We start from the raw sequence: 25,930 nt of genomic DNA on the forward strand, positions 1-25,930 counted from the left end.
GAGTGCACAGACAGTTCGGACCGTCTGATGGTCGCCGAACTTGCGGGATGGATGCCGATCGAGGAGTCTGTGGAGTTTCTCGAAGGCTTGGTCGACGGCGAGTCAGAAGCGGTTGAAAAGGCGGCTCTGGTCGCGTTGCGACAGCAACAGGCCGACGCCGAGACCGCAGAGCTCATCGCCGCTTTGCCGGACCAACCGCAACCGCGGCAGTGGGCTTGGCTACATGCCCTAATTCGGCGTGGCGACCCCGCTCACCTCGCAGACCCCAAGCCATCCGCGTTCGATCCATGCTTTGCTTGACCATCTTGGGGAATATTTCCGGGAGGAAGCGAATTCGCTGCTCAAGAAATGATCGAAGGAACTGGCGGACGCGGCCGAAAGGCTCGAGAAAAACTCCCACCGGTAGATCGCACGCATGCACGGCCCCGATACATACCAGGCGAGGTGGGGACTGGCGAAGGATTATCCCGTGGTCGCCCTGAACTATTCGGCCGCCTGATAAGCGCTGGCAAAATCGTTAGGTTTGGGAAGGAAGGCTGCTCCGGCCAAGAAAACCTACCTCAACGCGTAAAGCGAAAGCCTGATCTCAATTTTGCGAAGCGCTCGCTGGGACCGGCCGCAACGCGGTCAGGATCAAGAACCTAGCGTGCGACCAAACGACACCAAGCGCTACCCGTTGTCCAGCGTGGAAGATGATTGCCTTCGTGGTTTCTCCGACGCGCCAGCGCCCAGTAAACCTTCCTTTCTGGCCTTGGCAAATGCCCGGTCACCTTCCAGAAATCCGACCAGCATAAAGGGGATCAGTTCAGCCACGGTTTCGGACTCGCCATAGGTCTGACGGTAAAGTGCGGCATAGTCATTAAGTGCTTGGCTCAAGTCGGCGCCAACGGTGATGGTGATCTTCGAAGGTGTCCGGTCCGGAAGTTTTCCGAGTTTCAAATTAGCCATCAAGTCCTCCTGTTCACCCCGTATATGGCCGCAACACGAGGTCCTTGTGCACGACGACGCGCAACGGCCAACCAGGGCGGACAGTGATCGTGGGTTGGACGTTCAGGTTCTTTTCCGTGATCCGTTGGCCGGCTTGACTGACGTTCTGCTGGGCGGATTCACGAATTGCCTTGACCAAGTCGCTTTCATTTTCCCCAAAGCTCAACTCGGTACCAACCCCCAGCAATGTGGCCACCGCGACGCCCTTGATCAGCTGCCAAGTATGGAAATCCACTTTGTCCTCGAGCCCGGCATAGCCGGCCGCGTCGGTCACGGGCAGATTGTCGATTTCGATAGATGAGCCGTCCGGCATCACGATGCGTTGCCACACCAACAGAGCGCGCCTTTGCCCAAAGGCTACAACGCTGTCGTAGGTGCCGATCAGCCGTGAGCCCTGCGGGATGAGCAGGATGCTGCCGGTGACGCTGTCGTGCACATTCTCGGTGATCTGGGCGACGACAAGGCCGGGCAGATCGGAATTGATGCCGGTGATCAGGCTTGCAGCGATCACGCTACCGGCCATGATCTGATAGGGCGAAGCCGGCGTCTGCAGTGTATGCGGGTTGTAGATCCCGCCGGTATTCCGTTGATCGATGAAATCGAGCTTGCGCTGTTGATTGTTCGGGTCGCCCTCGGCCGGCGCGACGGAAGCTCGCTGGCCTTCTGTATTTGGCTGCGGAGACGCCGTCTCGAAAGGCGAACGTCCGCCCTGCCCATTGCCAAAAGCTTCCGTCTGCTGGGGCCGGTTTTCGATGCGGAAGAGGACTTGCGACTCGCGCGCCTCAATCGCTTGTTGTGCAAGCCGCTGGGCCTCGGCGGAAACGTCTTGCCCTGGTGCGATGCCAAGCTGGCGCTGGTGCTCGAGAATAGGACGGCCGAGATCCCCAGGCAGCGGCGGTCCAAGCACCGGAGCCTTCGGCTTGCTCCCGGAATAGTCCTTGGGCAGCGTTTCAAGTCCCTCGGCGGTCGGCTTGCGGTCCGTGCTGTAGAGCTCTTCGGGCTGCTGTTTCAGGCGCAATGCGGGTCCCCGCAGCGCCATCATCGTGACGCCAAAAACAGCGCCGGAACCAACAGCAGCGATCGCGACGATTATGCCGCGCCTGAACCGCACCGCTCGGCGGGGCGAGGCTCGCAGCTGCAGCTGTTCGGGATTGAGCTTCGGCAGAGCATTCGGATGGGAAGTATCGTTCATGAGCCTCCCCTCACCTGCCAAAACGCGAAAACAGCCAAACCCGCCGCGGCGGTTGCCGACCGTCGCTTCTCGTAATGCGCACCACCTGCTGTTGCTTGGTGCCAAGCCGCAGCTCGGCCGCAGCAAAGAGGCGATCGACGATGTAGTAGTTGCCGCGCATGCGATAGTTGACGAGCTGGTTGTCCCCGTCGGCTCCGACGATGAAGAGCGGCGGCGCCTCCCCTTGGTCGATACGGCTCGGAAATTCGATATACACCCTGCTGCCATCGTCGAAGGCACGCGTCGGTCTCCACGGTGGCGTGTCGCCGGCGATCGAATACCGGAAGCGGATGTTTTCGAGTGCTATGTTCGAGGCCGCGGGCATTTCAGCCTCGGCCTGAGCGTTGCGCCGCCGAAGCGCCACGAGTTGGTCTTCGCTGTAAATCCAGGAGAGCGCCGCCATGGCAGTTTTCTCAGTGCTTTGAAGTTGCAGGTGATAGGATCGCCTGTCCGTCGTGATGACCAGATTGGTGGCAAGCCCCGGCGCGAATGGCTTCACCAGCACATGAGTGCGCTGGTCATCGCCTGAGCCACTAACGGTGTCACCGATCACCCAACGGACCGTATCGCCGGCTGAGACCGAGGTCAGCTTCTCGCCCCGCTGCAATGAGATATCGGTGACGCGCTCCGGCGCGGCGTAGAGCTGGTAGAGCGCGCCGTCGGCAAAGGGGTAAACCTGCACCGCATTGACATAGCCAAACTTGGTGGGTTGTTGCGTCGCCGCCTTGTTGGCATCGGCGACCTGTTCTTCCGGCGAGCGCTTATCTGGGGCGGGCTTGCCGGGTGCGGGCATCAACTGACCAGGCAACGGTAACGGTTTCGGCACTTCCACGACCTTGACCGGCTTCTCCGGCGCCTTCTCGATCGCGGCTGGTTTGAAGTCCTCGTGGTCATAGGAAATCTGAGGCGGCGGCACTGGCTTCGAGGCACAGGCCGAAAGAACCGCAGCAGACGCCGACAGGATCAAGGCAGCACGAAGCAATGGGGCTCTATTTGTCATTGGCGGGCTCCTTAGGGGAAACGGGGGTTGGCGCGGCGCTGTCGAGCTCGCGCGACCAGTCGATGGCGTTGATGAAGACGCCGAGCGGGTTCTTGCGCAGCTGCTCGGTTGTCCTAGGCGGGCGGATGAGGATGGTGAGGATCCCGATCCAGCGCGTCGTGCTGGCGAGGCTGCCGCGCTCGAACACCTGCTCGGTCCATTTAACCTGGAACGAGCTGTCGGAAGCCCTGACCACGCTGGTCACCTGCACTGACACGCTGCGCGTGCCGATTTGGCCGAAAGGGTCGTTCGCCTTGGCATATTCGTTGAGGAAGAGCGCCGCTCGGTCGGTGGCAAAGTCGTAGGCCGACAGCCAATTCTGCCGCACCAGAACCGCATCGGTGGAAACCGAACGGACATTCTGGATGAAGCGGCTGAGATGCCAGGCGATCTGGGCATCGTCGGGCTGGTAGTTTTGGACTGCCGGCGCGACCGCGTGCGCCTCGCCAAAGCGGTCGACCTCGACGACATAAGGCACGACGCGGCCCTGCATCGACTGCCACAGAAGCCCACCGGAAAGCCCCGTCGTCAGAGCCAGGCAGCCAAAGGCCATGAAGCGCCAGTTCTTGGCCTGGACGCGCGCCGTGCCGATGCGCTCATCCCAGAGTTGGCTGGCCTTCTGGTAGGGTGTTACGGGTTCGGGCGTCTTTCCATAACGCTGAACGGGTCGCTTGAAGAGCATCTAGTCTTCCTTGTCATTGAGGGAGGGATTGGCGCCGCTTCCGCCCCGATCTCCATCGCGCACCGCCTGCGTGGCAGCATTGCGATGGGCGCGTGCGGTCTGTTCGGAACGCAGACGCCTTGCCCAGACCGGCGCGGGGTCAGAGGCTGCAGCGGGCGAGGTTCCTGTCTTTGACGCGGTCGGCATGCCGCCGGTCGCGGTCCAGCCGGCATCGCGACCGGCGTCGGCACTACGGCGGAATGGTTCTGCTGCGGATCGCATTCCCCGCATCGCGGCGCCGCTAGCGGCACTCGCAACCCCATGTAGCCCAGCAGCTACCCCGGACAGCCCGGACTCGGGCGATGTCGCGCGCCCCGTCTGCCAAGCGACGGTGGCAGCGGACCCCATGGCGGCGCCGGCACGGACTGCGGCGAGGCCGCCGCCTGTTGCCATGCGCGCGCCGGCAAACGCAGCGCCTCCGACAACGAGCGTTGATCCAGCTGCGGCCGCCGTTGTTCCAAGTGCCGCGCCGGCGCCAAGCTGCGGCGCGCCGGAAACAAGACCCGAGGCAATCCCGGGGCCGAAAATGCCGAGCCCAAGCAGCGCCAGCGCACCCAGTACCTGAGACATGGCCGCCGCCAGGTCCGGCTCCTGGCCCTGCAGGGCGGAAGCGAACTCGCCAAAGAGCGTGGAGCCGATGCCGACGATGACGGCAAGCACCATCACCTTGATGCCCGACGAAATCACATTGCCGAGCACGCGCTCGGCCAGAAACGCCGAGCGGTTCCAGAGCGCGAAGGGCACCAGGACGAAGCCGGCCAGCGTGGTGAGCTTGAACTCGAGGATGGTGATGAAGAGCTGGATGGAAAGAATGAAGAAGGCGATGAGGACCAGGAACCAGGCCAGAAGCAGCACGAAGATGGTGAGCGCGTTACCGAAGATCTCGGGGAAGCCTACTAGCTGGCTCGCTTGATTGAGGAGCGGCCAGGCGCCCTCGAAGCCGGCCGCGGCAATGCGGCCTGGCCGCAGGAGACTGTCGGCGGACAGGTTGCCGGCCGATGCGTTGATGCCGAGACCGGCAAAGGAGCGGTAAATTATGTCGGCGAGGTTCTTGAAATTGTTCAGGACGAAGGCGAAGGCGCCGACATAGAGCACTTTGCGAACAAGCCGGCCGAGAATGTTGGGCTCGCCGCCGAACGCCCAGACCAAGCCCGCGAGCGTGATGTCAATGCCGATCAGAATGGTGGTGAGAAAGGCGACGTCGCCCGAAAGCAGACCGAACCCACTGTCAATGTAGCGGGTAAAGGTCTCCATGAAGCGATCGATGACTCCGAGGTCGTTCATGTCGCCGCCTTCCTCGTTGTCTTGAAGAACTGCCGCTCAGTTGCCGGGATAAGCCGTGCCGGTGCCCAGGAAACGCTTCGTCGTCTCGCGAGCGGCTTCCTCAGACTGCGCCTTGCGCGCCGCATCCTCGGCTTCGGCCCGGAACTGGGTCGCAAGCAGCGTCTCGATCTGCATCTGCTGCTTGGTCGAAAGCGCGATCAGCTGATTGGTAGCCTGGCTTGCCTCGAGGGCACCTGCCGCGCCCTGACTGCGATTGACGAGATCGGTAAGCAGGTCGCCATCGGCCTGCACGTTCTCGACGATCTGCGACTGCGCGCTCATGGTCTGGCGGAACGCCTGCATGGCGCTCTGCCAGCGCTCGCGCGCGGCGCTCGCCACATCGCTGACCTTGATGGTGGCGTCGTAGCTTTCCGGATATTGCTGGCGCCACTGGTCCTGCAGCTTGTCGAGATCGAAGCTCAGGCCGCTCGCCTGGGTCATCAGACCGTCAATCCGTTGGAGCGAGCCGGTAAGCTGGCCCACGGAAGAGAAATCCAGGCGCTGAAGGTTGCGCGCCATGTTCTGCAGCATGGTCGCCTGGTTCTGAAGCGACTGGATTTGGTTGTTGATCTGCTCCAATGCGCGTGCTGCCGACAGCACATTCTGCGTATAGTTGGACGGGTCAAACACGATGAGCGCATAGGCCGGCTGGACGTAGTCAGCCATCGGTTTGGCAATCAGGGAAACGGTGACCAGGCTAGTAAAAAGGCGGCGTCCGATCATGACGATTGCTCCTTGTTAGGTTGAGGAAATTGCTGGAGAAGCTCGGCAGCCCAATCCAGGCCGCGCGCACTGAAGAAACGGGCGGCAAAGCTGCCCTGCCCTTCTTCGGAAAGAATATTGTCGATCAGGGTCTGCGCGGCCGGGTCGGAGGCGCCGCAAAGCGCAAGAGCGATCGGGCCTAGCCCGAGCTCGAAGAGGCGATTGCCGCGGCGCGACTGCAGATAGTAGTGGCGCTTCGGCGTGGCGCGGGCGACCAATTCGATCTGTCGCTCATTAAGACCGAAGCGCTCATAGGCTGCCCGTGCCTGCGGCTCCACCGCACGATCATTGGGGAGAAAAATGCGCTGCGGGCAGCTCTCGATGATTGCGGGTGCGATAGAAGAGCCGGCGATGTCGGCAAGCGACTGCGTCGCGAAGATGACGGAGACATTTTTCTTACGCAGCACCTTAAGCCATTCGCGGATGCGGGCGGCAAAGAGCGGGTTGTCGAGATAGACCCAGGCCTCATCGAGCATGAGCAGCGTCGGCCGCCCGTCAAACCGGTCCTCAAGACGATGGAACAGATAGGTGAGCACAGGCAGCACAGCGCCTTGGCTGTGCATCAGCTCCTGGGTCTCGAAACACTGCACATCCGAGATGGCCAGCCGGTCGTCATCGGCATCGAGCAGGCGGCCGAATGGTCCGTCGAGCGTGTAGGGCATCAATGCCGATTTGAGCGCATTGGACTGAAGCAGGACCGACAGGCCAGTCAGCGTGCGTTCCTGCGCCGGCGCGGTGGCGAGGCTGGTGAGCGCCGACCAGATTGCCTCCTTCACCTCCGGGGTGACTGTGACATTCTCGTGGGCAATGAGGCCGGCGATCCATTCGGCCGCCCAGCTCTGTGTGGCCGGGTCGTCGATGTGGCGCAGCGGCTGGAAACCAAGCGCACCATTCGCACCCAACGCATGGTGGTCGCCGCCCATGGCAAGCGCGGCGGCGCGGGCCGAATTGCCTTTGTCGAAGACATAGATTTGCGCGCCAGCGTAGCGCCGGAACTGCAAAGCGATCAGGGCAAGCAGAACCGACTTGCCGGCACCGGTCGGCCCGACAATCAGCATGTGGCCGACATCGCCGATATGGGTCGAAAGCCGAAACGGCGTCGAGCCGCTGGTTTCGGCGAAAAGAAGCGGCGGAGCGTAATCGCCGGTGACCTCGGCAAGGTGCTCGTTCTCCGCTGGACCTGCCCACACGGACGACAGCGGCACGAGATGGGCAAGGTTAAGCGTGTGAACGAGCGGCTGGCGAACGTTGGCGTAGACATGACCCGGCAATGAACCAAGCCACGCTTCGACGGCATTGATGCTTTCGCGAATGGTGGTGAAGCCGAGCCCGTTGACGATCCGCTCGACGGCGCGAAGCTTTTCCGCGGCGGCTTTACGGTTCTGATCCCACACCGTCACCGTTGTGGTGAGATAGCCGAAGCCGACATGATCGCCGCCCAATGCCTGCAGTGCTGCATCGGCATCGAGCGCCTTGTTGTCGGCGTCGCTGTCGACGAGAGGCACCGGTTCGTTGGTCACCACCTCGCGCAGAATAGCCGCGATCGATTTGCGCTTGGCAAACCACTGCCGGCGGAGCCGAGTCAGCGTCTTCGTGGCTTCCGCCTTGTCGAGTGGAATGAAGCGCGTCACCCAGCGATAGGCGAAATCCTGGTTATTGAGCGCATCAAGGATTCCTGGCCGGGTGACGTTCGGAAAGCCGAGAACTGTGAGCGTGCGCAGATGCTGCTCGCCCAGCATCGGCTCTAGGCCGCCGGTCAGCGGCGCGTCAACCAGGACGCCGTCGAGATACATTGGTGTTTCCGGCACGGCAACCGGATGACGGCGTGTCGAGATCGTGCCGTGCAGGTACGTCAGGCTCTCGGCATCGTCGAGCGCGCGCACCTCGGGCACGAAGCCCGAAAGAAGACCGAGAACGCGGTCAGTCTCGTCTCGGAACCGGGCAAGCTCCTGGCGCCAGTCTCTTTCCCCTCCCAAGTCATGCGAGTCGACGAGAGCACTTTCCGCGCGCGCTTGGCCATCGGGCCCAGGCATGAAGACCAAGGTCAGATGATAGATGCTCTCGAAATGCGCGACCTTGCCCTCGAAGGCCGCGCGCCGTTCCTCATCGATCAGCCATGAGGCAGCATCGGGAAGGGCCGAGCTCGCATAGCCCAGCGCTTCGATGCGCTCGGCCTCGAAGAATAATGCCCAGCCAGAGCCGAGCCTTCTCAGCGCATTGTTTGCCCGCGCGCATATGCCGATGAGTTCGGCCTCCGTCGCGCTTTCAAGGTCGGGGCCACGAAACCGCAATGTCCGTTGGAAGCTGCCATCCTTGTTGAGCACGATGCCGGGCGCGACGAGTGCTGCCCAGGGCAGATGGTCGGCAAGCCGGTCGGCTTTGCCGCGGTATTCGGAAAGCTTCAGCATGCAAGCCAGCCCTTTTGACGAAGATGACGGACAAGCACGCTGGCAAAATCCGGATCACGCCGTGCGGCAAAGACCGCGAGCGTGTGGCCGGCGATCCAGAGGATCAGACCCGCAATCCACTGCTGCAGGCCTAGGCCGATGGCCGCGGCCACCGTGCCATTGAGGATCGCCACCGCCCGCGGCGCGCCGCCGAGCAGGATCGGCTCGGTGAGCGCCCGATGGACCAGAACCTCGAAGCCTTCGATATGCTGCTCTCCGGTGCTCATCAGACGACTGCCCCGCCGCCAAAGGAGAAGAAGGAAAGAAAGAAGCTCGAGGCCGCGAAGGCGATCGACAGGCCGAAGACGATCTGGATCAGCCGGCGGAAACCGCCCGCCGTGTCGCCGAAGGCAAGGGTCAGACCGGTGGTGATGATGATGATCACCGCGAGGATCTTGGCGACCGGCCCCTGCACCGATTCCAGAATCTGCTGCAGCGGCTGTTCCCACGGCATGCCGGAGCCGGCAGCGTGGGCCTGGGCCGTGAGAAGAAGCGCGACGGCGGCGAACGAAAGAAAGCGAAGCTTCTTGCGCATGAGGTGACCTTTCAGAGCTGCTGGAGTTGCGGAAGTGTGAGCGGGGTGACGGCGTAATCGCCGCTGCCGTCGAGACCCGTGACCTCGGCGATCGCGTCAACGCGGCGCGCGGGTCCTCTTCCGGCAATAAAGATGACCAAGTCGACGGCATCGGCGATCAGCCGGCGGGGAACGGTGACAACGGCTTCCTGGGCGAGCTGCTCAATACGATAGAGTGCGGAGCGTGCCGAATTGGCGTGAACCGTGGCAATGCCGCCGGGATGTCCGGTGTTCCATGCCTTCAGCATATCGAGCGCTTCCGCGCCTCTGACTTCGCCGACGATGATGCGGTCGGGCCTCAGCCGTAAGGTCGAGCGTACGAGATCGGCGAGTGTGATGGAGCCCCGCTTCGTCCTCATGGCAACGCAGTCCTTGGCCGCGCATTGCAGCTCGCGGGTGTCCTCAATCAGGATCACCCGCTCATCGCATTCGGCGACTTCTGCCAGTAGAGCATTGGTAAAAGTCGTTTTGCCCGACGATGTGCCGCCGGCGACCAGGATGTTGCGCCGCTCGCGCACTGCCTTCCTCAGGGCATCAGCCTGCAGCGGGAGCATGACGCGATCGGCGACGTAGTTGGCCAGCGTGTAGAGTTTTGCCGCCGGTTTGCGGATGGCGAAGCATGGCGCCAGCACGACCGGCGGTAGCAGACCCTCGAAGCGCTCGCCTGATGGCAATTCGGCACTGACAATCGGACTATCTGCATGCGCCTCGGCGCGTACATGGGAGGCGACGAGCCGGATGATGCGTTCCGCCTCGGCAGGATGCATATGCACGCCCGTATCGACCCGGCCTTCTCCCAACCGGTCGAGCCTCAGCGCGCCGTCGGGGTTGACCATCACCTCGATGACGGTCGGATCGGCAAGGGCCTCGGTGATCGCGGCGCCCATGGCTGTGCGCAGCATGGCTCGGCGGCGGTGGTCCGCTGCGGGATGAGAGTTCATCCTTCGCCTCCGTTGCCATTGCCGTAACCAAGCGAGCGCTTCCCGGAGGCTATCTGGCGACCGACCTGCTCGACGAATTTGTCGAAGCGCTCTTGGGCGATCGCCTGTGTCGCCCGATCCGGAATTGGCGTGTGCGCATGAAGCGTGATTGAAAAGCGGATTAAGAGCGCCAGGCTCTCCAGAGTTATTTCGGCGTCGCGCCTGACATGGTCGAGATCGCGGGAAAGACGGTCCAGCCGCTTGCCGTAGCGCTGGTCGAGCTCGTTTTCACCACGCCGTTCGATGAAGGCCTCGACCGCTTTCGCGACGATTGCCGATTTCGTGGTCGACGGGTTGCGGCTGAGGGTTTCCAGCTTCTCGCTCAATTCGGGTTCGAGCAGAAACTGGTGGCGAATGCGACGGGGCTTCATACTTCTCGTTCCGACTGGCCGGCGCTGATGCGCCGGTGCGAACGAACATCGCCGAGATCCGCAAAATCGCTTATGGGCGTTATCTACGCCGAGATACGCCTCAGTTGCGGAAAGCGTTCAGAAGCCGGGGATGATGTCCTTGTCGTCGCCCCTTCCCTCGTTGAGGCCGTAGGCGCTCGCCGCGGTAGAAACCCGGTCCATGACGCGCTTGTCTGCGAGTGCCTCGGCGTCATCGTCCGACAGATTGAAGAGGTCATCCTGATCAGGCTCCCGAGAGACGACGACGTGGTCTTCAGGCAGGCCGGGATGACGCTGCTGTTGCACGCCGCTCCCTTCTTCGATTGCCGCGCCGGCGTGTTCGTCATCGGCAGCGAGACGGCGGTCAACACTGCGGACTTGTCCGCTCCAATCGTCGGGGCGCGACGCAGGACAGTCCGCGTACAGACCGTCGCGCAACACCGGCGCCGGCAGCACCCGTTCGGTGAAATTCGGATCCTGGTAATAGCGCAACTTCTGGGCGCGGATCGGCGGCAACCCGGAAACAAGGATTAATTCGTCAGCTTGCGGCAACTGCATCACTTCGCCAGGCGTCAGCAGCGGGCGAGCGGTCTCCTGGCGACTGACCATGACGTGCGAAAGCCAGGGCGCCAGCCGGTGGCCGGCGTAGTTGCGCATGGACCTGAGTTCCGTCGCCGTACCGAGCGCATCCGATATGCGTTTGGCCGTGCGCTCGTCGTTGGAGGAAAAGGCAATGCGCACATGGCAATTGTCGAGAATGGCGTTGTTCTCGCCATAGGCTTTGGAGATCTGGTTCAAGGATTGCGCGATCAGATAGGCGCGGATGCCGTAACCCGCCATGAAGGCGAGCGCGGTCTCGAAGAAGTCGAGGCGACCAAGAGCCGGAAATTCGTCCAGCATCATGAGCAGTTGGTACTTGCGGCTTTTCTTCGGGTCACCTTCCAGCCGCTCCGTCAGTCGCCTGCCGATCTGATTGAGCACCAGTCGCACCAGTGGCTTGGTGCGCGAAATATCCGATGGCGGCACCACTAGATAGAGCGACATCGGTCGTTCCGCATCCATGAGGTCGGCAATGCGCCAGTCGCAGGCCGATGTTGCCGAGGCAACCGTCGGATCACGATAGAGCCCGAGAAACGACATTGCGGTCGAGAGAACGCCAGAACGCTCGTTCTCTGACTTGTTCAGCACCTCGCGAGCCGCCGAGGCCACGACGGGATGGACCCGAGGTGTGTCCGCCGTGCCGAGGTGGTTGGTGGTCATCATCCGCAGCAGTGTCGCGGCAAACGAGCGTTGCGGATCCGACAGGAAAGTGGCGACGCGCGCGAGCGTCTTTTCTTCTTCCGCGTAGAGCACGTGCAAGATGGCCCCGACCAAGAGTGAATGACTAGTCTTCTCCCAATGATTCCGCCGCTCCAGCGCGCCTTCCGGATCGACGAGAATGTCCGCGATGTTCTGAACGTCGCGGACCTCATCTGAACCCCTGCGCACTTCCAGCAGCGGGTTATAGCGCGCCGATCTCGAGTCGGTCGGATTGAACAGGAGGCAGAAAGAGAACTTCGACCGCCAGCCGGAAGTCAGCTGCCAGTTCTCGCCTTTGATGTCGTGAATGACGGCCGAGCCGGTCCAGGAAAGAAGCGTTGGAACGACCAATCCCACGCCCTTGCCCGAACGTGTCGGCGCAAAGGCCATGACATGTTCCGGCCCGTCATGTCGCAGATAGTGATCCTTCAGTTTGCCAAGGAAAACGCCGGCCGGCTCAAACAGGCCTGCCTTCTCGATTTCCCGAGCCGCGGCCCATCGTGAGGAACCGTAGGTGGTGACCAACCCCCTCTGCCGCGCGCGCCAGAGGGAGCCAGCTATTGCGGCCGCACACCCCAAGAATCCGCTGGCTCCGGCAAGCATGCCGGCCTTGTCGAAGACCTCAGGCGCATAGGCGTCGAAGTGAAACCACCATTCGAACAGTTTCCACGGCTTGTAGATCGGCCGGGCCGCCGCGGCAAACCATGGCGCGCCAAGCTGCGGCTGATAGTCCAGCATGTGGGCGCACCATTGCGTTGCCGCCCATACGCCAACGATGACGATGGCGAACACAACTACGATCTGGCCGACAAGGAGCTTCGTCGGTGTCATGGGCGCAGCCTCCGAGGTATTGTTAAACGGAAGCAGCATGGCGTGGCGTTTCAGAAAATCGAAGATACCCAATATACGCGCCCGTGCGATGCAGTGAACGTTGCAGGCTTGGAAGATTGGGCGCCAAGAAGTGTCATCGCGAAGGCGACGAGCGAACGACTTGTTTTGGGCCGTTACCGGCCTAGCGGGCTTCGGCTAGGATTTGCGATAAGCTGCCGTTCTGGAGCGACCTCATTGCGTTACTCGCCGTCAAATTCGAGAACCAAGATAGTGGCCGCCCGTCGACGTCACGCTTGGCGAACTTCTGTCGACACAACTCCTTCAGTCGCGTCTCTCGAACGCGCGCTGATCAGCCGCTGCCCCAGCGCAGATTCCCGGGCTGAGCAACGTTTTTTCGCAAGGCAACCTCGTTTGGACTTGAGCTTCGACGCCTTGGACTGCCTTCTGGCCTACAGCGGAAGGGCCAACCCAAGGTCGGAGTATATCGGCCCGAGTTCCTCATCGGTAAATAAACCCGGCGAGGTGGCGATGCTCGGAAAATTGCCCACCACGAAATAGAGCAACAAGATCGAGGGCAAGGCGAACAGGGTCTGGTCCTGTCGCCGGCCCTTGATGCGCTCCATGATGAAATCCTTGGTGTTCAGCCATAGGAGGATGTCTTCAATTGAGCTCTCGCCGGCCAGTGGGAGGTACGCTTCGATCAACTCACCGTCGAGAGTGGTGACAGTCGCGTCCATGCCCACCTTGTCTCCGTAGTACACGGACAAGGCGTCGATCAGTGCCTTGACGCTCTTGACCGATGCGTCGATGAGGTTGCCGACTTGGCGGAAGTAGTCGTCAGTCGCTTCGATTAACGCCATCGCCTTTGCCGCAGCCCGCATCATCTCAGGGGTCGATTTGACGCTTGGTTTGTAGATTGTGTCGTGGGTGACTTCGCTGAAGGCATGCTGCAGCAGCGTGCGGACCTGGATCTCGCACGGAATGTCCAGCGGCATAGGGACGCCCTCGAAGACGACCCCCGCTTTTGCCCGAACCACGTAGTGGACCGACTGGTACCCGAACTCCCAAGGCTTGCGAGCTCGCTCCTCAGCGAAGTCCCGGGCCTTTTCCCAGAACCAGTATCTGTCGCCGGATTCGGTGATCGCCTTCTCGACGATGGGTATTTCGTCGGAAGTGAGCACGACGAAGCGGATGCCCACCTTGTCCTCGATGTCGTCATACGGACTTGCATAGCCCTTGCCGCGATAGAGAGCCTTCTGGATAAGCGACTTGCTCTCCTTCAGCCTATGCTTAACCGGAAGGCGCAAGAACAGGTCCGGCGCTTTCACCTGGGTCGAGAGCCCATCGATGACCGCGTGGATGATGAACCTGCCCCAGGCATCGTAGTATTGCTGCTCCGCCTCCCAGCGCCGCAGGATCTCGAACTCGGTCGTCATAGCTGTTCGGTGACTGGCCTGCGGACCGTGATCCTGGTCCAGCTTGCAGCCTCGCCTTGGGAAACATCGCCTGCCGGCACATCCTCGAATGTCACGGTGCCATTCCGTATCGCGTCCGGGGACGCAGAGAACTCGATGTCTGGACCGAACTTGTACTTCCGGCGCCGCAACCTTCCACCCATCTCGCTGATGTCCCGAACCACGGCTCTATTGGTCGGCAATTTCTTGGCTTCGAGGAACTTGTTAAACGGGTCGCGCAATTCGGGTGGCAGATACGTGTCGCCGAACTGTTGCGAGGTGAACGTGGGTGCCTGATCTACCTTGACGAAGGCGAACAGCGCGTCTCCCAGGTCCCTTCGGAGATCTCGGTCATTTACCAAGGTGCGAACGAATTCCTTCGTGAGGTCGAAGAACTTCGCGGTTTCGTATTTCCCGCTCTCAGGAAAGGCGCAGCCAAGAAAGCCGTCGTAGAAATATACGGCCGCGTTCTCTCGGCGGGCGGCGGTGATATTGCTGTCAAATACGAAGCATCGCCAATTTGTGCTCGCCGCGACAGCGGCATCTTCAGAGATGAACAGAGCAAGCTTGTAAAGTCTCGTGGCTGGCGTCAGGAAGATGTTCTCGAGGAATTCGGTCACAATTTTTGCCGCAGCCAGTCGGCGTTGAAAGCCGGACTGCATCTCCGCTTTAATCACCCCTAAGAAGGGCTTTCCGTCGCCACCGACTTTCCCATCGAAGACTAGAAGCATTCCACCGGGAATCCCTCGTGATTTCTGTGCGTCAGCGAGGGCATCGGCCATGTGATTGGAGACGCTGGGGAAGTCGGTGTCGGTTGCGAGAACAAGACGTCGAGCAGTCCCAACCACGCTCGCGCCATCGGTCTTCACTATCTGCATCTCTATGCTCTTGGACTGTGCGGAGAGCGCGTCAGTGATACGCATCCCAAAATGGCTGAGAGCCTTGGCATCCAGTACTTCGAGATCCTTGCCGTAGGATGGCGGCACTACATTGGGCCCGTCTTTCCTCTGGAATACCTCATGCATAACGACTCGGCCGATAGAAAGATTCTCTACAAGCAAAACTCGATCCCCTTCGAAGATATTGAAGAATATTATTCTGAGCGGGTTAAGGAAGGATATCAGATCAAAGCATGAACACAAGGGTCGCCGACGTAGGAGGGGTACGAAGGGCGGCCGCTACACGGCCGCCATTCGTTCAAGGGATCATAAAATGGGACAGGAAAAGCGAGTCTTCTTGATTAAGTAAACGCTAATGTATTTCGTCGATGCGGCAACGTTGCCGGCTGCTTTCGCAGAAGCCAGGGCGAGATTGTTCCGAAGAAAACAACGCGGGGAAATTGGTTCTCCTACGACGGCGATGCTTGTATGGTTTGTCTGTGGGAGGAACCATGAGCTACTGGAAAACAAAGCTGGCAGCCGCCAGCAACATCCGTCTTTACGCGCGCGGCGAAGGCTGGCGCTCGCATGACGACGTGAAGAGCGACAAGGGGGAAGTTGTAGATCGCGGCAGCAGCCGCGCTATCGAGGATCTGCTTACCTCTGCCCTGAACGCATCGAACCTTGTTCTGCTCACCGGTGCCGGATCGTCTTTTTGCGCGAGGAATGCAGCCCAGGGCGCAAAGCAAGCCCCAAGCATGCTCAATCTGTGGGACGGGGTCGTCACAGCGGCAACGCAGGAGACGGTCAACAAGATCGCCGCTCTTATGCCGAATGCCAAGGCGGTGGTTGCAGCGAAGAATATTGAGAAATTTCTATCCCACTGCAAAATTTATCTCGAACTCTTCGGCGTGGAAAAAGCGAAAGACGTTGCCGAATTTATCGGGCTTGCAGAAAAGACGATCGCCCTGAGCGTCGATTTCGTTGACGAGGCCACCGACCTGAGCGCCCATCAAGCGATCATCCGAAAAATCGCCCGGCGGGGCGTGCGCAAGCCGCGCACCCGCATATTCACGACCAACTATGATCTAGCCTTCGAGTACGCCGCTCGCGCGCTCCGTTTTACGATGATCGACGGCTTCTCCCACTCTTTGCCACAGGTCTATGATCGTGGTCATTTCGTCCACGACATCGTCAGGCGAGATGCCGGCAGGGATAGCCCGGATTACATCGAAAATGTTTTCCACCTTCACAAATTGCACGGCTCCATAGATTGGCGGCGCAAAGGTGCGGAGCTTGTCCGCTCCAGAAGCGATGACGACGGCCCGGCGGCGTTGATCTACCCACGCGACAGCAAATACCAGGAGGCGTTCGAAACGCCTTTTCTTGATATGATGGGAGCCTTGCAAAGCGCTTTGCGAGAGCCCGATACGGCCGTCATCATCTCCGGTTTCGGGTTCAATGACGATCATATAACCAAGCCCATACTTGCCGCTGTGGAGGCAAATATGAGCCTGCGCGTCATCGTCTGCGACCTTGCATACATCGCCGACGGCGAGCTCGAGACCAAAGCGCATATCCTACCGGCCGATACACTCGCACGTCCCGGTGCGAGCGCGTCTTTTGGAACTTTCAAGCGCCTCGTCGACATAGGTGATCAAAGGCTCTCACTTCTGAACGGCCGCTTTGACGATCTCGCGCAAGCCCTCCCCGATCTCGTTGCTCAGACCGAGCGAGAGCGGCATATGGAGCGCCTCAAGATCCTGAATAACCCGGCCGGGTCGTGATCATGCAAAGCCTTGTCGATCCCGATGGCTATGTCGGAACCATTACCGTTGTGGGTGCCTCGATTGCACAGGCCAATCTTCCGCAGGCGACGGCCCGCCCGGAACGACGCGCGCTCGCGCGAGGCGCTGTCGGTGACTTCGTTTTCATCGACTGCGAGAGCATCAAGCTTCTGGGGCGCATCATCGAAGTCAAGCTCCCGGACAATGAGCGGCTGAGCGTGGAACCCGCGATGGGAAGCCCGCCGGAACCTCATCCCGTCGGTCGAATTCAACTGCTCGCATCTGTCGATCAGAAAAACCAGAAGCTTGTTCGCGGCTTACGAGCGCATCCTCGCATTGGCGATGCCGTTTATCTCGCGCAACCAAAATTGTTCGGTGACCTCGCCGCTAACTCGCTTTCGGGAAGCGATCAGTTGTCGATCGATCTTGGCTTGCTAAGCGCCGGCGGCGGCATCCATCTGAAATTGCCGCCCGAAAAACTGTTCGGACGGCATTGCGGCGTCTTCGGGGCCACGGGCGGCGGCAAGAGCTGGACAATTGCCGCCATCCTCGATCAGATCAAGGCAGCCGGCGGAAAGTGCATTCTCTTTGATCCGACGGGAGAATTCGCAAGCTTGCCGTCCGTCACGAAGCACTATGCTTTCAACGATGAAGAAGGCACCCAGCCGGTTCATTTTCCCTACACGCAGACGACGGAAGAGGATTTGTTTGCCCTCTTCCGTCCGTCTGGACAATCGCAAGGCCCCAAACTCAGGGAGGCTATGCGAAGCCTGAAGCTTTTGCGGGTGTGCGGGGGAATCGCGCCGGAAGGCGTAGTTTTCAGCACGCGGGGGACGGTTGAAAAGACCAATCGACCCCGCGCTCCATTTTTCAATGCGCTCGACGCGCACCGGGACGCGATAAATTCGCCGTTCTGCGACTTCCGGATAACAAGTCTCGCCGAACAGGTTACGGCGGAATGCGTCTGGTCAACGGGGAACAATACCGACAACTGGGGTGGTCCGGACAGTTCGGTTGCGCATTGCGAGACGCTTGTGGCCCGCATCAGAACGCTGATCACCACGCATCAGTTATCCTGCCTCTTCGGCACGGCAGGCCAATCGCTGGTGAAAGTTCTTACCGACTTTTTTGAGAACGATGCGGATGACATTATCCGCATCTCCTTCCGCTCCGTACATTTCGAGCACAACACCCGAGAAATCCTTCTCAACGTCATCGGCCGGTATCTTCTCGGCGAAGCGAGAAAGGGATCGTTCCGAACGCGGCCCGTCATCGTGGCGCTCGATGAAGCGCATCAGTTCCTCGGGCGGACCGTAGGAGATGAGTACGCAAGCGTGCGGCTGGAATCTTTTGGCATTATCGCCAAGGAAGGCCGTAAATACGGGCTGACATCGATCATGGCGACACAGCGCCCGAGGGACATTCCGCACGATGTCTTAAGTCAGCTCGGAACGCTGATCGTGCATCGCCTGACCAACGATGAGGATCGGCAGGCTGTCGAACGGTCCTGCGGCGATCTAGACAAGAACGCCGCCATGTTTATCCCGACGCTCGCTCCTGGCGAGGCCATCATTGTAGGACCTGACCTGCCTGCCCCTATGCCGATCCAGATTCACGAGCCCCGCATTCCACCAGATTCGAGGGGACCCGACTACAACAAGTTCTGGAAAGAGCGCAAAGCGAAACCTGCCGACCCCGCGAGCGAGGATGAGCTTTTGGTATGAACGGTCACGGGAAGCTTGTGGCGCGCTATCAGCGGACGTTAAAGAGGGTCGTCGATCTTCGCACCATGCAGACAATCTCCTCCGATGAGCTGATAGCCGCCGACCCCGACCGCTATCATGAGATACGCAGGACCGCGACGCGCGCGCGCAACGAGAAGACAAATGTCTTCGTTTGCGAGAATTGCGGCTATGCGGTCTATGCTCCGCGGGAGCCGCGAACACGCCTGCCCTATTGGCGTCATAGGAAAGGGGCGCCGAGAGATTGTCCTTGGTGGACGGGCGATCCTTCATCCCTTGACGAGGTGAATGCGAGCCAGTTCCAAGGTGCGCAGGAAAGCCCGCTTCACCTGAAGATCAAGAACACGATCGCAGAGCTGATGAAGGCCGATCCGCTTACGGAAGTGGGTTCGGTGGTGATCGACGAATATCTCGTCACGGGAGACGGGCGCCGTCGCCCCGACATTCGCGCCATATACGCCGGTAAGCCTATCGCTGTCGAAGTGCAACTGGCGACGACGCAGATGCCGATTATCGACGCGCGGGAGAACTTTTACGAGCGCGAAGGCCGGCACCTGATTTGGCTTACATGGAACTTCCTGCCGGTGGAACGATCCCGGATGCTCACGGCCTTCGAGGATATATTCTACTCCCACAACAAGAACCTCTTTTCGTTCGACGAGGAAGTTCTAGCCGCCTCAATGGCGGACGGAGGGGCACGCGTGCGTGCCTTTTGGGAAGGCGGAGCCGGGTGGGAGTCGAAGGTGATTCGACTTACGGAATTAACCTGGCCCGCAACGGGACTGCCGTTCGCCGTTGCGCCGCGTCCGCCCTGGCACGAAGATTTCCGGTCACGATGGCTGGCTGCCACATCAGAGAACGGCACGCGTTATCCGGATCGTATCCACTTGCTCGATGAGCTGGCCGGAAAATTAAATCTCGAGGGCGTCAATGGCACCGCATTGAGCGAGGCAGATTTCGAATCCTTCCTCAATTGCGTGCTCTCCTTCGTCCTCAAACTGCCCATCGGTTCGAGACAGCACAATCTGGTGGAGGTGATCAACACATTTCTGGCGGGCTCGCGCCGGCACGGCTTTGCCAGAGTTATGCGAAAAGTGGTCGTCTCCACGGGCGAGGGAGAATTGCTGGAGCGAACGAGTGTGAGGGAGAAGTTTGCCAAAGCCGAGCAGGAGCTTCAGGATGGACCAGAGACGGTCACTGGCCGTATCGCCTTGATGCTATTTCCGGAGCTTTTCCCGAAAAGCGCCATCGCCCCGAAGAAATAGCAAGCTGCGCAGATGGTGACGGGAGGGCCGCAATCTCCTGGCGCAGTGGTTCAGCGACGAGACGCTGATCATGGGAGTGTCAGAGAGTTCGAAGTCTCGATGATGCCGATCGAACGGCCATCTCATTCGTCTGAGATTCGGTGACGACCCTTGTCACAGTTCGACTGGCGTTGCCCCGAACGCCTGCTTTCGGGCCCTTTAACAATTGACGCCATGCCGAGTATGTAACGCAAGGCAGCCCTGGCTCATTCGGCGGCAACGGTTCCAAGCTTCGGTAAATGACTTGACGTTTTTTGTGGCTGAAGGCAATTTGGTGACGGCCTCCCGCACAGGCCAGTGTGCCCACCATGCAAAGCCTAGCAGTGCGCTGTCGCTGAGATCAAACCAACCATTCCCTCCCGGGACGGGTCTGTCAGCAGTGGGCACATGTTGGATCCGTTACCACGATAGGAATGGATCATGAGCAATTGCGATCAACTGAAACAACTGAAGACCGCTGCGCGAAACATTGCCCGCGCTGGGCGAATAAAACACATAGGCGCGTTGGAACTGATTGCGGACGCATTGGGCTACCCACATTGGAACGCCCTGACAAATGCAGAAAGGAAGGGATGGCGCCCGTCTGAGGCGGATCTGGCTATCGCTCGAGCGCTGGTGCTTGCCGAAAATCCCCTGATTTCCATAGATACTGATCCTTGGAGCGTGCTTGGCCCTGATAAGTTCGAGGGCGAACTGCAAGGGCACAGCTATCGGGTGAGCACGCAGTCGGACGATGTCCGCATGTGGGGACGAGGTTGGGAGGTGACCTTACCCGAGGCTCCCTTAGCTCCTGCTCGTTTTCGAGTAACAGATCGGAGGCTCAAAGCGAACCCGATTGACGACACAAACTTCCGAAAGGCCGCGCTCGAAATAGCTTCGGGTTGGCGCAGGCTGGTTCACGCGCGAATCGCCTCAGACTGGCCGCGTCGATCAACCGTACCAGACGGCGCCGGACGTGCCGAGCACCCCGTAGGTCATGGGGTAAGCGACATCTGGTTTTGCTTGCATTGCGACCAGTCGTCTACCGGGGTTGAGGTTGCCGCGAACCTTTTTCACTGCCCGCGCTGCTTGGCATCGCCCCTTGACATTCACGCATCTCCTTGGTGGCAAGCTGATGTGACAAAGTAAACGCCGAGGCTACAAACTATCCTACTATTCACAGGTCATGCTGTGCCATGACATGGCGCAGCAAGACTGTCGTGGCATAGAGCGCGCACCATGCGGCGCCCTGCAAAAAAGTTCACAGATGGAAGTTTGGCCTTATCGGTAACCGATCAGGATTCGGTTAACGCGACAATCTTCCCATAGGCAACCGTTCGGCTCCGCGGCGGTAGCCGCTGCAGTGGTCCGCACTGACATGCTTCGCCCTTTATCAATCGAGGCAGCTCGTGCGGGTGCTCGATGACTGGGATTCTCCGGTAGCGCCCAACCACCTCTCTTAGGCAGGCAGGGCCAGCGTTGATCTGATCTCAGGTGCTGGCTTTCCCATGGCCCCCAACCTGGACATCGGCCTGCACGTCTTCGCCAGTTCTCCTCGCAGCGGGCACCTTAACTCACGGACGGTAGGGAAAGGACCGAAAAGGCCGTAAGTACTCACTCCATGCTAGACATTGCTGCTCTTAGTGCGAGCGGAATGTTGCTTTCCGATGACAGACCAAGCTACGCTCTCTCTATTCGGCGGATTCGTCGACATTTCGGGGGAGGGGTGATTGGTTGAACTTCGTATGGCCGGCAAAAATTTGTCGGCAGTCTTGAGGGATGTCGTCGACTACAGAAAATCAGGTTTGAGCCTGAATCACGTTGTAGGATGCCCTCTCGACTGCGGCTATTGCGTGCGCCATCTATTCGACAATTATGACATGAAAAAACCCCACTTGGTTATGTCGGACGACAATGCCGTCGAAACCTTGGTGACCCACTGGGCCTTTCGGGCCAACACCACGCCGCTTCAGATATTCAACAGAGCGACCGACCCCTTTCTGCCCGGCGTCAAAGACCACCTCTTCGCCTGCCTCGAGGCGTTGGATGCCAAGGGGCTGTCGAACCCAATGCTAGTAATCACGCGTTGGCATATCGGATCGGACGATGTCGCTCGACTTGAACGTCTATCCAATCTGCGCGTTACTGTGCTGATCACTTGGTCCGGTATTGATGACCAGCGCATAGAACCCGTTGACAGCGCAATCGCAGAGCAATCATTGTCCACTCTCGCCAGCCATAAAAGACGGACTAAGTCGGTCCTCTATTGGAGACCGTTGATAGCGGGACTCAACGATACCGATCGGCATCTGCGCCGCGCAAATGAGCTAGCCGAAATGGCAGATGCCACCGCCTTCACCGGCCTTTTCTATAGGGCACAGATAAAGGCCCACTTTGAGGCCGCAGGCGTGCCCGAAATGTATGACACCATTGCACGCCGCAAGATCTTACCGCGAGAACTGGAGCTGAAAATAATCGCCGCGTTCGGGACGCGGCCCTTGTTCCGAAAGACCTCGTGTGCAGTCGCGTTCGCCCATGGTATCGCGGACTATAATGGCCATTTCGGGATTCGCGAAGTTTGCGATATTTGTCCGGCCCGACAATTGGCGATATGCGCACGGCATCACGCGAGGCCAGATCCCGAAACTGTCACAGCCCTTGCGGCCTCTGTCGGTTTGGACACTTCCGATATTCGCATCAGCGAACGGAACATCGAAGTTCTCGGTAGCCAGGAGCAGCAGCGGTACTTTATGCAGCATGCACTGAATTATCAGGTCCATGATCGAGCGCAGCCGCATCACCATGGCAGACACGGCAGAGCGGAAGTCGGATGGGAATAGAGCACGAGACTTTTTTCGTGATGGATGTCGAAGGGAGCGGAGCCACTCCACCTGAAATCGTTGAGCTTGCCATCACGCCAATCAGCGAGCTCAAAATCGGTGCGCGGCGGTGGGAATGGCGCGTGCAACCGAATGGACCAATAGCACCCGCTGCAACGCGGATCCACGGCATTACGCAAGACGACGTTGCTGAGGCGCCTTCGATTGACGATATCGCCGGCGAGATAATGACTTGGACGGATGGACAGAGAATCATTGGCCACAACGTTCGCGTGGAGCTCGAAACCATTTCCAGATCGATTCCCGACTGGAAGCCTTCAATGGCAATCGACACGCTTCGGTTGGCGAAGGCCACTCGTCCAGGGATGACATCCTATGGGCTCGAGAATCTCAGTCAGGCTCTGAACATTTCGGAAGAAGCGGAGCGACTTACCGGAGGACGCCATCACTCGGCAGCCTTCGATACCGTGGCCACCGCGCTTCTGTTCATCGAACTTGTCTCAAGCATTCCTGCCAACTCAAGAATGACGGCTTTAATGGAGGCCGATATTCTCAACAAACGCCAAGGGGTGCTGTTGTGAAAAAGCCTCCCTTCATGATCGGAATCGCTGGGACACATTCAACCGGCAAATCTACTTTTGTCTCCAGAGTAGCCGAAACACTCGAAGGTCGCGGCTTGAGCGTAGGCCAGATCGGTGATCTCGCTACCAAGGCACGCGATGCAGGCCTTCCTATCCTTAGCGATCACACATATGAAAGCACGTTGTGGATCATCGCCGAAGGGATGCGGCAGGAGGCCGAGGCGTTGCTTTCGAGCGACGTCGTACTGGTCGATCGTCCGGTGCCGGACGCCTTGGGCTACCTCACGGCGGCTCTGGAGGTTTCATCCCGCAGGATCAGTCGGGAACGACTTTCAGAATTGCAGACAATTGTCGCTGCCCATGCCAGACGGTACGATCTGCTAATCATCACCGAGTTGGACCATGCCATTCCACTTGGTCCAGAGCGCGACACAAACGCGATCTTTCGATTAGCCGCAGGCCAGCATGTAACGGCTGTGATCGATCAGGTCCGGCCCCAAGCCATTCGCATGACATCAAAAAATGTCGACGAGGTGGTGGCTGGTGCCGTCGAAAAGGCTGTTGGCAATTTCAGCAAAGGAGGTTGTTGATGTCCTTGTTGAAGGTTCGAACAACCATAGTCACGATTATCAAGTCCGCCGCCAAAGGCGGTGATATCAGCACAAAAACTTTGATCGAAGCGCTGCGAAAAGATTATGCTGCGATCATTTCAACCGCACAGTCAGAACTCGAAACCATCGCGTTGACCAAGATTGTAAACGAAGTTGCCCGCCGGCGTGTCCGGGAGCCAGGTCAGAGCGAGCTTTTCGGTGGCTACTCCGGCATCTGGCAGACCATTGTCGTCAAAAGCCGCGGACCAGACGGCAAACTGCGATATGAACCTAAGGCAATAAATGTTGCTTCGCCCGAAGAGGTTGAAGCCTGGCTGCAAGAACACACACAAACGCGCCGCAGTCAGCCAGAGAAATTTTCTGGTATGCGCCGTATGCTAGAGGATGCAAGGAAGGTTGGTGGAGCCAAGGGCGCCACTATCGGCAGCCTCCTGGCTGAGAAGCGCCGCCGAGAGCTGGCCGCGGAGTAGCTCACAGCCTTAAGATTCATGAGCCTCGGAGTAGCGCCAAGGCATTAGCGGTTCTAGGACATCCAGCTGAGCTGTTTGCCTTTCAACATCGCCCGCGCACACGACGAGGCGTTCGGGATCGACACGCCGCGCATCCGGACTGCCGCTCGCGACCGGCAGGTCTAGAGCAGTTCAGATTTTGACTGAATCTGCGGGATTCCCGTGAGAGTGGTTTTGTGATTCAAGATGCTGGCTGGATCGGAGGCCAGCATCAGATGACGGCTCCCCTTTCGAACGATCTACGTGAGCGTGTTGTTGGCGCGATCGAGGCTGGCGAGAGCTGCCGCTCGGTGGCGGCTCGTTTTGGCGTGGCGGTTTCGTCGGCGGTGAAGTGGTCGCAGCGCTATCGGGCGAATGGGTCTGTGGCACCGGGTAAGATGGGCGGCCACCGCAAGCGTGTTCTGGAGCCGCACCGGGCGTTCATCGTGGAACGGATCAACCAGACGTCGCATCTGTCGCTGCATGGGCTGAAGGACGAACTTGCGGCGCGCGGTGTGAAGGTCTCGCACGAAACGGTATGGCATTTCCTGCGGCGCGAAGGATTGCGGTTCAAAAAAAACGCTATTCGCACTTGAGCAAGCTCGCGCCGATGTTGCCCGCCGACGACAACGCTGGCGTTCCTGGCAGGCGGGTCTCGATCCGGAACGGCTGGTGTTCATCGACGAAACCTGGATCAAGACCAACATGGCACCGCTGCGCGGCTGGGGACCATGCGGCAAACGCCTGCGCGGCTTTGCTCCGCACGGCCACTGGCGCACGCTGACCTTCCTCGGCGCCCTGCGGCTCGACCGTCTTGCTGCCCCTTGCGTCTTCGATGGACCGATCAACGGCGACAGCTTCCGGGCCTATGTCGAGCAGCAGCTCGTGCCAGTGCTCCAGCCCGGCGACATCGTCGTCATAGATAATCTTGGCTCCCACAAGTCGGCCGCCATCCGGCAGATGATCCGCGCCGCAGGCGCCAGGCTTTGGTATCTGCCGCCATACTCGCCCGACCTCAACCCAATCGAGCAAGCCTTCGCCAAGATCAAACACTGGATGCGAGCCGCCCAGAAGCGAACCATCGACGACACCTGGCGACACATCGGCCACCTCGTATCAACCATCCAACCCAATGAATGCAGAAACTACTTCGCAAACGCTGGATACGCTTCTGTCAAAATCTGAAACGCTCTAGGAGCAACTGAGCGAGTAGGCATCATCCTCTTGTGCAATCCGCCCGGCGACTCATGGAGATCTTTGCATGTCAGTCGGCCATCCGCATGCTCTAGGGTTGTGTGCGTCAAGTTCTGCAAAATGGGGCGGCCATGATGCTGGTCATGCGGCTTGGCGCAGAGCGAGCTTTTTGTGCTCGCGCAGGTCGTCCATGTTGATGTATCGGTTGGCCTTCATCTAGTTTTCATTGATCTCGACGGCCAAGGGCCCTGACCAGGCGCAGGCAGCTTTCGGTATTGGGGAAGATGCGCACGACATAGGTGCGCCGGCGGATTTCCTCGTTGAGCCGCTCCAGCATGTTGGTGGACTTGAGGTGCTTGTGATGCTGACGCGGCAGCCGGAAGAAAGTCAGGGTTTGTTCGATGGCATCCTCGGCCCAGCCTGTCAGGCGCGGATAGCGTGCCGACCATTTGGCAAGCCATGCGGCAAGATCAGCCCTGGCCTCTGCGA

General features: G+C 59.7%; 23 protein-coding genes and 2 pseudogenes. 10 read left to right on the forward strand and 15 right to left on the reverse strand.

What is annotated here, in order from left to right; all coding sequences use genetic code 11:
- The first annotated feature begins 27 nt into the window (after window positions 1–27).
- Entirely contained in the window at window positions 28–300 is a 273-nt protein-coding gene (locus tag NKI64_RS11065; protein WP_155923938.1) for a hypothetical protein, read from the forward strand.
- Window positions 301–424: 124 nt separating this feature from the next.
- Window positions 425–496, forward strand: a pseudogene (locus NKI64_RS11070) (MucR family transcriptional regulator); the annotation flags it as partial.
- A 173-nt stretch (window positions 497–669) separates the two neighbouring features.
- On the opposite strand, the gene NKI64_RS11075 reads toward NKI64_RS11070, so the two are convergent.
- The 14 genes from NKI64_RS11075 to NKI64_RS11140 form a co-directional block, all read right to left on the reverse strand.
- Window positions 670–948 (reverse strand): DUF2274 domain-containing protein, encoded by a 279-nt coding sequence (locus NKI64_RS11075; protein WP_023692449.1) that lies wholly within the window; start codon window positions 946–948, stop codon window positions 670–672.
- Between the two features lie 13 nt (window positions 949–961).
- A complete protein-coding gene (locus NKI64_RS11080) occupies window positions 962–2,179 on the reverse strand; it encodes a TraB/TrbI/VirB10 family type IV secretion system protein (protein WP_352667928.1) in 1,218 nt (405 codons plus the stop codon).
- A gap of 10 nt (window positions 2,180–2,189) precedes the next feature.
- Entirely contained in the window at window positions 2,190–3,218 is a 1,029-nt protein-coding gene (gene trbG / locus NKI64_RS11085) for a P-type conjugative transfer protein TrbG (protein WP_352667930.1), read from the reverse strand.
- On the reverse strand, window positions 3,208–3,939 hold the full coding sequence (gene trbF, locus NKI64_RS11090; protein WP_023724108.1) for a conjugal transfer protein TrbF: 732 nt from the start codon (window positions 3,937–3,939) through the stop codon (window positions 3,208–3,210). The genes trbG and trbF overlap by 11 nt, the downstream gene beginning before the upstream one ends.
- A complete protein-coding gene (gene trbL, locus NKI64_RS11095; RefSeq protein ID WP_352667932.1) occupies window positions 3,940–5,262 on the reverse strand; it encodes a P-type conjugative transfer protein TrbL in 1,323 nt (440 codons plus the stop codon). It abuts the gene before it with no gap.
- A 36-nt stretch (window positions 5,263–5,298) separates the two neighbouring features.
- Window positions 5,299–6,024 carry a P-type conjugative transfer protein TrbJ gene (gene trbJ / locus NKI64_RS11100; RefSeq protein ID WP_352667934.1) on the reverse strand — a complete coding sequence of 242 codons (726 nt, stop codon included), beginning with the start codon at window positions 6,022–6,024 and terminating at the stop codon, window positions 5,299–5,301.
- Entirely contained in the window at window positions 6,021–8,471 is a 2,451-nt protein-coding gene (gene trbE / locus NKI64_RS11105) for a conjugal transfer protein TrbE (protein ID WP_352667936.1), read from the reverse strand. Before trbE ends, trbJ begins: the two co-directional genes overlap by 4 nt.
- Window positions 8,465–8,737, reverse strand: coding sequence for a VirB3 family type IV secretion system protein (locus NKI64_RS11110; RefSeq protein WP_023689361.1), 273 nt, complete (start codon window positions 8,735–8,737; stop codon window positions 8,465–8,467). The genes trbE and NKI64_RS11110 overlap by 7 nt, the downstream gene beginning before the upstream one ends.
- Complete coding sequence (locus tag NKI64_RS11115; RefSeq protein WP_023669260.1) at window positions 8,737–9,045, reverse strand: TrbC/VirB2 family type IV secretion system protein; 309 nt, start codon at window positions 9,043–9,045, stop codon at window positions 8,737–8,739. The genes NKI64_RS11110 and NKI64_RS11115 overlap by 1 nt, the downstream gene beginning before the upstream one ends.
- A gap of 11 nt (window positions 9,046–9,056) precedes the next feature.
- Window positions 9,057–10,025 carry a P-type conjugative transfer ATPase TrbB gene (gene trbB, locus NKI64_RS11120; protein WP_352667938.1) on the reverse strand — a complete coding sequence of 323 codons (969 nt, stop codon included), beginning with the start codon at window positions 10,023–10,025 and terminating at the stop codon, window positions 9,057–9,059.
- Window positions 10,022–10,435: a CopG family transcriptional regulator gene (locus tag NKI64_RS11125; RefSeq protein WP_023669258.1), complete on the reverse strand. Its 414-nt coding sequence runs from the start codon at window positions 10,433–10,435 to the stop codon at window positions 10,022–10,024. The genes trbB and NKI64_RS11125 overlap by 4 nt, the downstream gene beginning before the upstream one ends.
- A 117-nt stretch (window positions 10,436–10,552) precedes the next feature.
- Window positions 10,553–12,583, reverse strand: coding sequence for a conjugal transfer protein TraG (locus NKI64_RS11130; RefSeq protein WP_023669257.1), 2,031 nt, complete (start codon window positions 12,581–12,583; stop codon window positions 10,553–10,555).
- Between the two features lie 449 nt (window positions 12,584–13,032).
- On the reverse strand, window positions 13,033–14,019 hold the full coding sequence (locus NKI64_RS11135) for a GTP pyrophosphokinase (RefSeq protein ID WP_352667941.1): 987 nt from the start codon (window positions 14,017–14,019) through the stop codon (window positions 13,033–13,035).
- Window positions 14,016–15,098, reverse strand: a complete 1,083-nt coding sequence (locus tag NKI64_RS11140) for a nucleoid-associated protein (protein WP_352667943.1) — start codon at window positions 15,096–15,098, stop codon at window positions 14,016–14,018. Before NKI64_RS11140 ends, NKI64_RS11135 begins: the two co-directional genes overlap by 4 nt.
- Window positions 15,099–15,427: 329 nt before the next feature.
- Between NKI64_RS11140 and NKI64_RS11145 the strand changes: the two genes are divergently transcribed.
- The 8 genes from NKI64_RS11145 to NKI64_RS11180 all read left to right on the forward strand — a co-directional run bounded on the left by NKI64_RS11145 (window position 15,428) and on the right by NKI64_RS11180 (window position 25,432).
- Window positions 15,428–16,702 carry an SIR2 family protein gene (locus tag NKI64_RS11145; protein ID WP_352654496.1) on the forward strand — a complete coding sequence of 425 codons (1,275 nt, stop codon included), beginning with the start codon at window positions 15,428–15,430 and terminating at the stop codon, window positions 16,700–16,702.
- Window positions 16,703–16,704: 2 nt separating this feature from the next.
- Window positions 16,705–18,426, forward strand: a complete 1,722-nt coding sequence (locus NKI64_RS11150) for an ATP-binding protein (RefSeq protein WP_352667945.1) — start codon at window positions 16,705–16,707, stop codon at window positions 18,424–18,426.
- A complete protein-coding gene (locus tag NKI64_RS11155) occupies window positions 18,423–19,709 on the forward strand; it encodes a DUF6035 family protein (protein WP_352667947.1) in 1,287 nt (428 codons plus the stop codon). The genes NKI64_RS11150 and NKI64_RS11155 overlap by 4 nt, the downstream gene beginning before the upstream one ends.
- Window positions 19,710–21,457: 1,748 nt before the next feature.
- Window positions 21,458–22,567, forward strand: a complete 1,110-nt coding sequence (locus NKI64_RS11160; RefSeq protein WP_352667951.1) for a radical SAM protein — start codon at window positions 21,458–21,460, stop codon at window positions 22,565–22,567.
- A 20-nt stretch (window positions 22,568–22,587) separates the two neighbouring features.
- On the forward strand, window positions 22,588–23,148 hold the full coding sequence (locus NKI64_RS11165) for a 3'-5' exonuclease (protein WP_352654564.1): 561 nt from the start codon (window positions 22,588–22,590) through the stop codon (window positions 23,146–23,148).
- Window positions 23,145–23,738, forward strand: coding sequence for an AAA family ATPase (locus NKI64_RS11170; protein ID WP_352667953.1), 594 nt, complete (start codon window positions 23,145–23,147; stop codon window positions 23,736–23,738). Before NKI64_RS11165 ends, NKI64_RS11170 begins: the two co-directional genes overlap by 4 nt.
- Window positions 23,738–24,229, forward strand: a complete 492-nt coding sequence (locus tag NKI64_RS11175) for a hypothetical protein (protein WP_352667955.1) — start codon at window positions 23,738–23,740, stop codon at window positions 24,227–24,229. The genes NKI64_RS11170 and NKI64_RS11175 overlap by 1 nt, the downstream gene beginning before the upstream one ends.
- Before the next feature lie 254 nt (window positions 24,230–24,483).
- A protein-coding gene (locus NKI64_RS11180; protein ID WP_352667957.1) for an IS630 family transposase occupies window positions 24,484–25,432 on the forward strand; the annotation gives its coding sequence in 2 pieces (ribosomal slippage) (window positions 24,484–24,819 and window positions 24,821–25,432; 948 coding nt in all).
- A 150-nt stretch (window positions 25,433–25,582) separates the two neighbouring features.
- On the opposite strand, the pseudogene NKI64_RS11185 reads toward NKI64_RS11180, so the two are convergent.
- Window positions 25,583–25,930 (reverse strand): annotated as a pseudogene (locus tag NKI64_RS11185) (transposase); the annotation flags it as partial.

This window comes from Mesorhizobium sp. M0478 (assembly GCF_040321305.1).
GTDB lineage: Bacteria > Pseudomonadota > Alphaproteobacteria > Rhizobiales > Rhizobiaceae > Mesorhizobium.